The 12,057-nt window shown below is 70.0% G+C and carries 9 protein-coding genes; 7 read left to right on the forward strand and 2 right to left on the reverse strand.

All coding sequences use genetic code 11. From position 1 onward, the window contains the following. Window position 1 precedes the first annotated feature (1 nt). Window positions 2-1,426, reverse strand: a complete 1,425-nt coding sequence (gene ccoN, locus I596_RS11160) for a cytochrome-c oxidase, cbb3-type subunit I (RefSeq protein ID WP_067647773.1) — start codon at window positions 1,424-1,426, stop codon at window positions 2-4. A 282-nt stretch (window positions 1,427-1,708) separates the two neighbouring features. Between ccoN and I596_RS11165 the strand changes: the two genes are divergently transcribed. Next, window positions 1,709-4,687, forward strand: a complete 2,979-nt coding sequence (locus I596_RS11165; RefSeq protein WP_067647776.1) for a ligand-binding sensor domain-containing diguanylate cyclase — start codon at window positions 1,709-1,711, stop codon at window positions 4,685-4,687. On the opposite strand, the gene I596_RS11170 is transcribed toward I596_RS11165, so the two are convergent. Beyond that, window positions 4,684-5,898: a S1C family serine protease gene (locus tag I596_RS11170; protein WP_067647778.1), complete on the reverse strand. Its 1,215-nt coding sequence runs from the start codon at window positions 5,896-5,898 to the stop codon at window positions 4,684-4,686. The genes I596_RS11165 and I596_RS11170 overlap by 4 nt on opposite strands. Before the next feature lie 289 nt (window positions 5,899-6,187). Here I596_RS11170 and petA point away from each other — a divergent pair, with 289 nt between their 5' ends. The 6 genes from petA (at window position 6,188) to sppA (ending at window position 12,048) form a co-directional block, all read left to right on the forward strand. Further along, a complete protein-coding gene (petA, locus tag I596_RS11175) occupies window positions 6,188-6,787 on the forward strand; it encodes a ubiquinol-cytochrome c reductase iron-sulfur subunit (protein WP_067647781.1) in 600 nt (199 codons plus the stop codon). Next, window positions 6,787-8,052: a cytochrome b gene (locus I596_RS11180; RefSeq protein WP_067647784.1), complete on the forward strand. Its 1,266-nt coding sequence runs from the start codon at window positions 6,787-6,789 to the stop codon at window positions 8,050-8,052. Before petA ends, I596_RS11180 begins: the two co-directional genes overlap by 1 nt. Next, a complete protein-coding gene (locus tag I596_RS11185; RefSeq protein WP_150132118.1) occupies window positions 8,045-8,812 on the forward strand; it encodes a cytochrome c1 in 768 nt (255 codons plus the stop codon). The genes I596_RS11180 and I596_RS11185 overlap by 8 nt, the downstream gene beginning before the upstream one ends. 195 nt (window positions 8,813-9,007) lie before the next feature. Further along, window positions 9,008-9,640, forward strand: a complete 633-nt coding sequence (locus I596_RS11190; RefSeq protein WP_067647786.1) for a glutathione S-transferase N-terminal domain-containing protein — start codon at window positions 9,008-9,010, stop codon at window positions 9,638-9,640. After that, window positions 9,637-10,044 (forward strand): ClpXP protease specificity-enhancing factor, encoded by a 408-nt coding sequence (locus I596_RS11195; RefSeq protein WP_067647789.1) that lies wholly within the window; start codon window positions 9,637-9,639, stop codon window positions 10,042-10,044. Before I596_RS11190 ends, I596_RS11195 begins: the two co-directional genes overlap by 4 nt. Before the next feature lie 162 nt (window positions 10,045-10,206). Continuing rightward, a complete protein-coding gene (gene sppA / locus I596_RS11200; RefSeq protein ID WP_067647792.1) occupies window positions 10,207-12,048 on the forward strand; it encodes a signal peptide peptidase SppA in 1,842 nt (613 codons plus the stop codon). Window positions 12,049-12,057 lie beyond the last annotated feature (9 nt).

The raw sequence follows: 12,057 nt of genomic DNA on the forward strand, positions 1-12,057 counted from the left end.
CTCACGCGTGCGCCGGTGCGGGGACGCGGATCGCCGGCGGTTCGCGCAGCGGCACGACCGTCCGCCAGACGTTCCAGGCCATCAGCACCATGCCGGCCAGGAACATCAGGCCGCCGACGAAGCGGGTGACGTAGTACGGATAGGTCTGGCGCACCGACTCGATGAACGTATAGGTCAGCGTCCCGTCGGGGTTGGTCGCGCGCCACATCAGGCCCTGCATGACGCCGGCGATCCACATCGCGGCGATGTACAGGACGATGCCGATGGTGGCGATCCAGAAGTGCGCGTCGATCGCCCGGATCGAATGCATGCGCTCGCGCCCGTAGAGCCGCGGCAGCATGCTGTAGACCGCACCAATCGTGATGAAGGCGACCCAGCCGAGCGCGCCGGCGTGTACGTGGCCGATCGTCCAGTCGGTGTAGTGCGAGAGCGCGTTGACCGTCTTGATCGACATCATCGGCCCTTCGAAGGTCGACATGCCGTAGAACGACAGCGAGACGATCATGAACTTGAGGATCGGATCGGTGCGCAGTTTGTGCCACGCGCCCGACAGCGTCATCATGCCGTTGATCATGCCGCCCCAGCTCGGGGCCAGCAGGATCAGCGAGAACACCATGCCCAGCGACTGCGCCCAGTCCGGCAGCGCCGTGTAGTGCAGGTGGTGCGGGCCGGCCCACATGTAGACCGAGATCAGCGCCCAGAAGTGCACCACCGACAGACGGTAGGAGTACACCGGCCGCTGCGCCTGCTTGGGCACGTAGTAGTACATGATCCCGAGGAAGCCGGCGGTCAGGAAGAAGCCGACCGCGTTGTGGCCGTACCACCACTGCACCATCGCGTCGACCGCGCCGGCGTAGACCGGGTAGGACTCGGTCCAGCTGACCGGAATGGCCAGGCTGTTGACGATGTGCAGCACCGCCACGGCCAGGATGAAGGCGCCGAAGAACCAGTTGGCGACGTAGATGTGCTTGACCCGGCGCTTGGCGATCGTGCCGAAGAAGACGACCGCGTAGGCGATCCAGACCAGCGCGATCAGCACGTCGATCGGCCAGATCAGCTCGGCGTATTCCTTGCCCTGCGTGAGGCCGAGCGGCAGGGTGACCGCGGCCAGCACGATGACGAGCTGCCAGCCCCAGAACGTGAAGGCGGCCAGCCAGCCGCAGAACAGGCGTACGTGGCAGGTGCGCTGGACCACGTAGTAGGCGGTCGCGAACAGGCCGCAGCCGCCGAAGGCGAAGATCACCGCGTTGGTGTGCAGCGGACGCAGCCGCCCGTAGCTGAGCCAGGCCACGTCGAAGTTCAGCGCCGGCCAGGCGAGCTGGGCGGCGATGAACAGGCCCACCGCCATGCCGACGATGCCCCAGACCACGGTGGCGATCGTGAACTGGCGGACGACCGTGTCGTTGTAGGTTTCAACCGATTGCATTGCCATCCCCTCGTTGCGGGCGGGAGGAGTCTCCGCCGGACGGCACGGCGGCCTCTTGACGTCGATCAAGCGGCCGCCGGGATGCTGCGGGCCGCCGTGCGGCACCGCGTCGCAGGGGCGCCGGCCGGCGCGCGGCGGACACGGGCCGGCTACACTGCGCGGCGACCGGGTGCGGGACTCACCATGGCCCGAATCGTGCATCCGGCATCGATGCCACGCCGCCGCCCCCGCGCCGGATTGGACGCGCCTTCCTTTCGAGACCATCGCCCGGCCCCAGCGACGATGCGCTACGTTCTCCTGATGCTCTGGGCCGTGCTGCTGCTCGCCGGCCGGCCGGCCCTGGGGCTGGACCCGGCACGGGCGGTCGACGCCTACACCGTCACCGGCTGGACGATGGACGACGGGCTGCCGCACAACCTGATCCTCGGCATCGCCCAGGACGCCGAGGGCTTCATCTGGGTCGGCACCTGGGAAGGCGCGGCCCGCTTCAACGGGCGCAGCTTCACCCCGCTCGACGGCTACACCCTGCCCGGGATCCGCCTGACCGGCGTGCGCAGCATCGTGCGCGACCACGACGACGCGATGCTGTTCGGCACCGCGCAGAACGGGGTGTTCCGCTACGACGGCACGCACTGGGAGCCGCTCGGCGACGGCGCGGCGGCCACCCTGCGCGTCACCACCCTGCTGCGCAGCGGCGACGACCTGTGGGTCGGCACCGAGGACTCCCTGTACCGCCTCGACCGCGACCTGCGCCTGCATGCGCCGCCCGCCGACTCGCCGCTCGACGGCCGGCACGTGTTCTGCGTGCTGCCAGAGGCGGACGGCGGCCTGCTCGCCGGCACCGACCGCGGGCTGTTCCGCCTGCCGGGCGCCCGCGTCACATCGGCCGAGCGCGTCGCCGGGCTGCCGCTGGCGCCGGTACGCCAGCTGGTCCGGGCCACGGACGGCGCGGTCTACGCCGGCGGTGACAGCGGCGCCTGGCGGCTGGCTCCCGGCGTGGCGGCCGAGCGCCTGGTCGATGCGCGCGTGGAAACGCTGGTGGAGGGCGACGACGGTGCGCTCTGGCTGTCGACGGCCGCCAGCGGCGTGCTGCGGCTGTACCGTGGACGCACCGAGCGCATCGATCCGCGTGTTTCGCTGGTCAATCGCGGCACCGCCGCCCTGATGCAGGACCGCGAAGGCCTGCTCTGGGTCGGCACCGCGACCGGCCTGTTCCGGATCGCCGACGGACCGGCGCGCGGGCTCGGCGACCGCTACGTCCGCGCGGTGCTGCAGGCCGCCGACGGGACGGTGTGGGTCGGCGACGCCGATGGGCTGGCGCGCTGGCGGGAGGGCCGGATCGAGCGGGTCCGGCTCGGCGATGCGGCGCCCGTCTCGGTGCTGGCCCTGGCACCGGCGAGCGATGGCGGCCTGTGGGTCGGCACCTACGACCAGGGCGTCGTGCACCGCCGCGGCGAGGCCGCCGCCACGACGCTGCCGGACCGGATCGACCGCTCGCACGGCCTGCCGTCCAACCACGTCCGCACGATCCTCGAAGACGACGACGGCAGCGTGTGGATCGGCACGACCGGCGGGCTCACGCACTGGCGCGGCGGCGAGATCCGCACCTACCGCGTCGCCGACGGCCTGCCGGCCGACTTCGTGCGCGTGCTGCACAAGGCAGCCGACGGGACGCTGTGGATCGGCACCTCGGCCGGCATCGCCGCGCGCCGCGCCGACGGCCGGCTGGACAGCTGGCGCGCGCGCGAGACCTTCCCCGCCACCGGCAGCTTCGATTTCCTCGACGACGCCGACGGCGGCGTGTGGATCGCCAGCGACGCCGGCCTGCTGCGCCTGCGCGACGGGCGCTTCACGGTCTACGACCATACGCGCGGGCTGCCGCGCGACACCGTGTTCCGGGTGCTCGACGATGGCCGCGGCCACCTGTGGCTGTCGAGCAACCACGGCATCTTCCGCATCGCGCGCAGCACCTTCGCCGACCTCGACGCCGGCCGCATCGCGCAGTTGCCGGTCGAGGTGATCGACCGCACCGACGGCATGCCCAGCAGCCAGGCCAACGGCGGCAGCACGCCGGCCGGCGGCCTGATGGACGACGGCACACTCTGGTTCCCGACCGCCGCCGGCGTCGCCGTGATCGATCCGGCCCTGCTCGGCACCTCGCCCGACGCCGCCGTGCCGGTCGCGTTCGAGCGCCTGACGGCGGACGGCACGGAGATCCCGCTGCAGGCGGCGCCGGCCTTCGACGCGCGCACGCGGCGCATCGCGATCGGCTATGCCGGCCTGCGCTTCCGGGCGCCGGACGACATCCGCTACCGGTACCGCATGACCGGCTTCGACGCCGGCTGGGTCGACGCCGGGAAGGACACCGAGGCGGTCTACACCAACCTGCCGCCCGGCCGGTTCGTGTTCGAGGTCCAGGCCGCCCGCGCGCCGGCCGACTGGGCCGCGATCGCGGACGCGCCCGGCGCCCGCATGGCGATCCAGGTCGCCGCGCCGTTCTGGCGCAGCGCCTGGTTCGTCGCGCTCGTGGTGCTGGCCGGCGCCGTGCTGGTCGACGGGCTCTACCGGCTGCGCTCGGCCGCCCTGCACCGGCGCCAGGCCCGGCTCAGCCAGCTCGTCGAGGAGCGGACGGCCGAGCTGAGCGCGAAGAACGCCGCGCTCGAACAGGCCAATCGCGAGCGCGAAGACCTGCTCGAGCGGCTGGCCCACCAGGCCCTGCACGATCCGCTGACCGGCCTGCCCAACCGCCGGGCCGGCGATGCCTTCCTGGCCCGCACGATCGAGCGCGCCGCCGGCAGCGGCGAACCCTTCTGCATCGGCCTGCTCGACGTCGATCGCTTCAAGCGCATCAACGACGAGTACGGCCACGACGCGGGCGACGCGGTGCTGCGCCAGGTCGCCGCCCTGCTGGTCGAGCACCTGGGCGCGGACGGCTTCGCGGCGCGCCACGGCGGCGAGGAGTTCCTGATCGCGCTGGTCGGCTGCTCGCCGGCGGCGGCGCTGCACAGCGTCGAGTCGCTGCGCGAGCGGATCGCGCAGTCACCGCTGGAGGGCTCCGGTGGCCGGACGCTGCGCTGCACGGCCAGCATCGGCCTGGCCCAGTGGGAGCCATCGCTGGGCGCGCGCCAGTTGCTGGCGCTGGCCGACCGCCGGCTCTACCGGGCCAAGCAGCGTGGCCGCAACCGGGTCGTCGCCGACGAGCGCGAGGACGACGGTCCTGGTGCCGGCCCGGACGCGCGTCGCGGCGAAGTTCGCCCCTAGGTGCCGGTGGTCCCCGGCGTCGGCCGCTGCGCCAGGGCGAGTTCGAACGTCATCGGACGGCCGCCGCGCAGGCACTCCAGCTTCACCCGGGTGCCGGGCGCCAGCGCGGCCTCGCGGTTGAGCAGGTCGGTCTGGTCGACGATGTCCCGGCCGTCCAGCTTGAGCAGGAGGTCGCCGGCCCGGATCCCGGCGGCCGCGGCCGGGCCGTTCGGGTAGACGTTGAGCACGACCGCGCCGGGGCGCGCCACCGATGCGCCGTTGGCGATCGGGATGTCGGCGTAGTCGACACCGAGCCAGCCGCGCACGACGACGCCGTGGCGGACGATCTGGTCCAGGACGTTGCGTGCGGTGGCCACCGGGATCGCGAAGCCGATGCCTTCGGCACCGGGCGTCACGCTGCCGCGGCCGTCGCGGGTCGGCGTGCGCGGGTACATCGCGGTATTGATGCCGATCAGCTCGCCGAGCGCATTGACCAGGGCACCGCCGGAGTTGCCGGCGTTGATCGCCGCATCGGTCTGGATGAAGTCCTCGTACGAGGACAGGCGCAGCTGGCGGCCGGTGCCACTGACGATGCCCATCGTCACGGTCTTGCCGATGCCGACCGGATTGCCGATCGCCAGCACGACGTCGCCGACACTGGCTTCGGCACCGTCGGCGACGGCGATCGCCGGCAGGTTGCCGACGTCGATCTTGAGCACGGCCAGGTCCGTCTCGGCGTCCGTGCCGATCACGCGCGCCTTGGCGACGCGATCGTCGTCGAGCAGCACCTGGATGTCGTCGGCGCCGCTGATGACGTGGTTGTTGGTCAGGACGTAGCCGTCGGTGCTGAAGATGACGCCCGAGCCCAGGCTCTGGTCGCGCCGCTGCATCAGCGGCCCCATCGAATAGGTGCCGAGCAGGCGCTGGGTCAGCGGATCGAGCACGACGCGCGGCTGCAGCTGCCGGTACGGCGTGATCTTGTTGGCGTAGATGTTGACCACGGCCGGGGAGGCGCGGCTGACCGCATCGGCGTAGGAGACCGGGCCGCGGCTGCGGCCATTGGTCGCAGCGCCCGCCGCTGCCGGCGCGGTGGCGGCCGGGGCGCGCGAGAACGCGTCGCGCAGGCGCTCGACCAGCGCCGGCGAGACCAGGCTGAAGACGAACGCGAGCGCGAGGCCGAGGACGGCGAAGCGCCCGAGGAACGCGAGGAGGCGGAGGCTGCTGCTGCGCATGGGAGCGATCGGGAGCGAAAGCGGCGCGCGTTCCGCCGGCGACGCGTCCGTCTTGATTGTGCGGGTTGGGGTGCTTCGCTAAACTAACACGATTTTGAGGGCCGCCCTAACCGGCGCGCATCCGCTCCCGGGCGGGTTCCGAAGGGCATTCCGATGCCCCGTCGGAGGCGCGAACTTGCGGAGAAGGCGCGGCAGGATTGGGTGCATAGCCAGCTGCCGGATGCCGGCCCTGAGCGGGGCGTCGGTGCCGGCGTGCACTGTTTGAATGCGAGCTATTGCGGAGTACCGGATGGCGACTGACGGCGTAGACAAGGGCCGCCGCCGATTCCTGACCGCGGCGACGACCGTCGTCGGTGGTGCAGGGATCGTCGTGGCGGCTGTGCCTTTCATCAAATCGTGGGAACCCAGTGCCCGGGCGAAGACCGCCGGCGCCCCGATCGAGGCGGACATCAGCAAGCTCGAAGAAGGGCAGATGGTGATCGTCGAGTGGCGCGGCCAGCCGGTGTGGATCATCCGGCGCACCAAGGCCCAGCTCGACGCCCTGCCCGGCCAGGACGCCCGCCTGCGCGACCCCAAGTCGACCAACACCGACCAGCAGCCGGCCTTCGCGCAGAACGAGTACCGCTCGATGAAGCCCGAGGTCCTGGTCCTGGTCGGCCTGTGCACGCACCTGGGCTGCGCGCCGCAGCTGCACGCCGAGCTCAAGCCCGAGCCGTTCGACGCCGACTGGAAGGGCGGCTTCTTCTGCCCGTGCCACAAGTCGCGCTTCGACATGGCCGGCCGCGTCTACCAGGGCGTGCCGGCGCCGACCAACCTCGTCGTCCCGCCGTACTCGTTCATCGACGACAACCACATCATGATCGGCGTCAACGCCGAAGGGGCGGCATGATGGCCAACTTCCTGACCCGCGCCGGCACCGGCCTGCAGGACTGGTTCAACGAGCGCGCACCGTCGTTCGGCCCGTTCTACCGCAAGCACATGACGGAGTACTACGCTCCGAAGAACTTCAACATCTGGTACATCTTCGGCGTGCTGTCGATGGTGGTGCTGATCAACCAGATCGTCACCGGCATCTTCCTCACGATGCACTTCAAGCCGAGCGCCGCGGAAGCGTTCAACTCGGTCGAGTACATCATGCGCGACGTCGAGTGGGGCTGGCTGATCCGCTACATGCACTCCACCGGTGCGTCGGCGTTCTTCATCGTCGTCTACATCCATATGTTCCGCGGCGTCATGTACGGCTCGTACAAGCGCCCGCGCGAGCTGGTCTGGGTGCTCGGCATGCTGATCTACCTGGTGCTGATGGCCGAGGCCTTCCTCGGCTACGTGCTGCCGTGGGGCCAGATGTCGTTCTGGGGCGCCAAGGTCATCATCTCGCTGTTCGGCGCGATCCCCTACGTCGGCGGTGCGCTGACCGAGTGGATCATGGGCGACTACCTGCCCTCCGACGCCACCTTGAACCGCTTCTTCGCGCTGCACGTCATCGCGCTGCCGCTGGTCCTGCTGCTGCTGGTGGTGCTGCACATCTTCGCGCTGCACGAGGTCGGCTCGAACAACCCCGACGGCGTGGAGATCAAGAAGGGGCCCAAGGGCAACCGCTGGTCGGACAAGGCTCCGGCCGACGGCATCCCGTTCCATCCGTACTTCACGGTCAAGGACACCTTCTACACCGGCTTCTTCCTGCTGGCCTGCGCGTTCATCCTGTTCTTCGAGCCCACCGTCGGCGGCTGGTTCCTCGAACACGACAACTTCGTCGAGGCCAACCGCCTGGTGACGCCCGAGCACATCAAGCCGGTGTGGTACTACACGCCGTTCTACGCGATGTTGCGCGTGGTGCCCGACAAGCTGCTGGGCGTGCTGACGATGTTCGGCGCGATCATCGTCCTGTTCTTCCTGCCGTGGCTCGACCGCGGCAAGGTCAAGTCCTGGCGCTACCGCGGCACCGGCTTCCGGGCGGCGCTGTTCGTGCTCGGCATCTGCTTCGTCTGGCTCGGCAAGATCGGCGCCGGCCCGGGCACCGATCCGGTCGAGACGGTCATCGGCCGCGTCCTGACCGTCCTCTACTTCGGGTTCTTCATTTTCCTGTGGGCGTACACCTACTTCGGCTGGGAGAAGACCAAGCCGGTACCGGACCGGGTGACCACCCATGACTGAGACGATCATGCAGCAGACGCGACGTTCGATCGTTGGTTTCGTCCTCGGCCTGGCGGCCGTGCTGGCACCTGCAGCGATGGCCGCCGGTGGCGGTGCCTTGCAGGCCTCCAATACCAGCCTGTCCGACCAGGGGTCGCTGCAGAACGGCGCCAAGCTGTTCTTCAACTACTGCTCCGGCTGCCATTCGCTGAAGCTGATGCGCTATTCGCGCATCGCCGAGGACCTGGGCCTGACCGAAGAACAGGTCATGCAGAACCTCAACTTCTCCACCGCCAAGTTCGGCGAGCAGGTGCCGCCCTCGATGAACCCGAAGGACGGCGACGCCTGGTTCGGCAAGGCCGCGCCGGACCTGTCGCTGGTCGCCCGCGCCAAGGCCGGCGGCCCGGACTGGATCTACACCTATCTCAAGTCCTTCTACCTCGACCCGAGCCGGCCGCTGGGCTGGAACAACACGACCTTCCCGAACGCCTCGATGCCCAACCCGCTGTGGGAACTGCAGGGCATCCAGACCGCCGTGTTCAAGCCCGGCGTCGACGGTGGCGATCCGGCCTTCGAGCGGTTCGAGCTGCACCAGCCCGGCACGCTGAGCCCGGCCGAGTTCGACACGGTCGCCCGCGACATCAGCAACTTCCTGCGCTACGCCGCCGAGCCGGCCGCGCTCCAGCGCCACGCCATCGGCGTCTGGGTGATCCTGTTCCTGGCGTTTTTCACGTTCCTGGCCTGGCTGCTCAAGCAGGAGTACTGGAAGGACGTTCACTGAACCACCGCCCCCCATCCCTATGCGCAGCGCCACCTGCGTAGTAGATTGTCCGCCGACATCCAAGCCGTGACGGCCTGAGTCCCGGGGCCGGGAGCCCGCTCCCGCCCGGGTCCGGCACGGCTCGCAGGGGCATTCAAAACACCGCCCACGGACGGAATCGTTCCGTCCGCACGGCGGGAGGGAGGGGTCAAAAGCATGGCCTTGAGTCAGCGTTCGAGAACCGTTCTAACCCTGTATTCGGCCCGCGACTGTGTCCATTGCCATCGGGTCCGGCTGGTGCTCGCGGCCAAGGGCGTCAGCTACGACCTGGTACCGGTCGACCTGGACGACCCGCCCGAAGACCTGATCGACCTCAATCCCTACAACTCGGTACCGACCCTGGTCGATCGCGACCTGGTCCTCTACGACACCAACGTCATCTGCGAGTACCTGGACGAGCGCTACCCGCACCCGCCGCTGATGCCGGTCGACCCGCTCTCGCGCGCGCGGCTGCGCATGTCGATCGTCCGCATCGAGAACGACTGGCTGACCCTGGTCGACCAGATCGAGGAAGGCGGGCGCGGCGCCGACACCGCGCGCAAGGCGCTGCGCGACGAGCTGGTCAAGAACATCCAGGCGTTCAAGGCCTCCAAGTTCTTCCTGAGCCCCGAAATGAGCCTGGCCGACTGCGCGCTGGCACCGCTGGTGTGGCGGCTGTCCTCGCTCGGTGTGGACCTGCCGCGCGAGGGCCAGATCGTCCTGGACTACGGCGAACGGATCTTCCGCAACCCGGCCTACATGCGCAGCCTGATGCCCGAGGAGCGCGGGCTGCACGAGATGGAAAAATGACCGAAACACCGGCGATGACGTCGAACCGCCCGTACCTCCTGCGGGCGTTGCACGAATGGATCAGCGACAACGGCCTGTCCCCCTACCTGCTGGTCGACGCCGCCCATCCGGGCGTCCGGGTACCGCCCGGCAGCGCCAAAGACGGCAAGGTCGTCCTCAACATCGCCGCGCGTGCCGTCAACAAGCTCGAACTCGGCAACGAGGCCATCCACTTCCTGGCGCGCTTCAACGGCGTCAGCCAGGTCGTGGACGTGCCGATGACGGCGGTCCTGGCGATCTACGCCCAGGAGAACGGCCAGGGCATGATGTTCCCGGCCGAGGACGCGCAGCCGCCCGAGCCCGAGCCGGACGCGCCCGCACCCGAGCCGCAGGATCGCCGCGCGCGGCTGCGCGTGGTCAAGTAGCGACCCCGACGGATGCCATAGGGCATCGGGCACAATGACCACCGCCGCATGCGCGGCCGGTGGTATTGAGCTACGCTTTTCCGCGACGGCGTACCGTGCGCCGCCGCGCTTCACCTTCACCATTGCTGGCGGACACTGGCGGTCCGCATAAGGAAGACCCTCATGGCTGACACCCGCCGCGGCCCGCTGCTGCGCTTCATCATCGGCATCTGGAACACGCTGAACTTCGCCCGGCGCCTGGTGCTGAACCTGGTCTTCCTGGCCATCCTCGTGTTCGTGCTGGCGGCGATCTTCCAGTCGCGCCCCGCCCTGCAGCAGCAGACCGCCCTGGTGCTCGACCTGGAAGGCGCGATCGTCGAGCAGTACAGCACCGCCGCCACCGAGCGCGCGCTCGACAAGCTGACCGGCTCGGAGCGCAAGGAGATCCAGCTGCGCGACATCCTGCGCACCATCGATGCAGCCGCGCGCGACGCGCGCATCGGGCGCATCGTGCTGATCCCCGACAACCTGACCGCGGCCGGCCCTTCCACGCTGCGCGAGGTCGGCCAGGCGCTGGACCGCTTCCGCCAGGCCGGCAAGCCGGTCACGACCATCGCCAACGACCTGGGCCAGGGCCAGTTCTTCCTGGCCGCGCATTCGGACCAGATCCTGCTCGACCCGGAAGGCGGCGTCGTGCTGACCGGCTTCGCGAGCTACCAGAGCTACTTCAAGGACGCGCTCGACAAGCTCGGCGTGACGGTCCACCTGATCAAGGTCGGCGAGTACAAGTCGGCGGCCGAGCCGTTCGTGCTGAACCAGGCCTCCGAGGCGGCCAAGCGCGCCGACCGCGAATGGATGGGCGACCTGTGGCGCGAATACGTGACCGAGGTCGCCACGCTGCGCAAGATCGATCCGGCCCGCCTCGAGGACGACATCGCCCGCTACGACGAGCGCCTCGCCGCCCACCAGGGCGACCTGGCCGCCCTGGCGCTGGACCAGAAGCTGGTCGACCGCATCGCGACGCGTGCCGAGGCGCGCCAGTGGCTGCGCGAGCAGGGTGTACCGGCCGAAGGCGACAGCTTCCGCCAGGTCGACTGGCAGCAGTACTACGGCCAGCTGCCGCCGGAGCTGCCGGCGTCGGAGAAGCTCGCCGTCATCGTCGCCGAAGGCACGATCCTGCCCGGCAACCAGCCGCAGGGCTCGATCGGCGGCAGCTCGACCGCGCAGCTGATCCGCGGCGCGCGCGAGGACGAGACCGTCAAGGCGCTCGTGCTGCGCGTGAGCTCGCCCGGCGGCGATTCGGTCGCCTCGGAAATGATCCGCCGCGAGATCGAGCAGACCCGCGCGGCCGGCAAGCCGGTCGTCGTCTCGATGGGCGACTACGCCGCCAGTGGCGGCTACTGGATCTCGATGAATGCCGACGAGATCTTCGCCCAGCCGACGACGATCACCGGCTCGATCGGCATCTTCGGCCTGTTCCCGCGCATTCCCGATACGCTGGCCAAGATCGGCATCCACACCGACGGCATCGGCACCACGCCGCTGGCCGGCGCCTTCGACATCCGCCAGCCGCTGTCGCCGCAGGTCGAGTCGATCCTGACCAGCGTCATCGGGCGCGGCTACCAGCAGTTCATCGGCCGCGTCGCCGAGGCACGCAACCGCACCCCCGAGCAGATCGACGCCGTCGCCCAGGGGCACGTCTGGACCGGCAACCAGGCGCTCGAGCGCGGCCTGGTCGACAAGCTCGGCGGCCTCGACGAGGCGATCGCCGCCGCCGCCGCGCGCGCCGGCCTGCCGCCGAACGTCCAGGTGAGCTACGTCGAGAGGCCGCTGTCGGCCTGGGACCGCCTCGCCCTCAGCCTCAGCAGCAGCCAGGCGCTGGCCGGCATCGCCAGCCAGACCGGCCTGCACTGGCCGGCCGCGCTGCTGCCGGCGCAGGAAATGCGGCAGGCCGCGACCGTGCTCGATTCGCTGCGCGGACGCCGCTTCGGCATGTTCGCCCATTGCTTCTGCGAGCTGCGCTGACGGTGGACC

Origin of the sequence: Dokdonella koreensis DS-123, from assembly GCF_001632775.1 — a bacterium.
GTDB classification, from domain to species: domain Bacteria; phylum Pseudomonadota; class Gammaproteobacteria; order Xanthomonadales; family Rhodanobacteraceae; genus Dokdonella; species Dokdonella koreensis.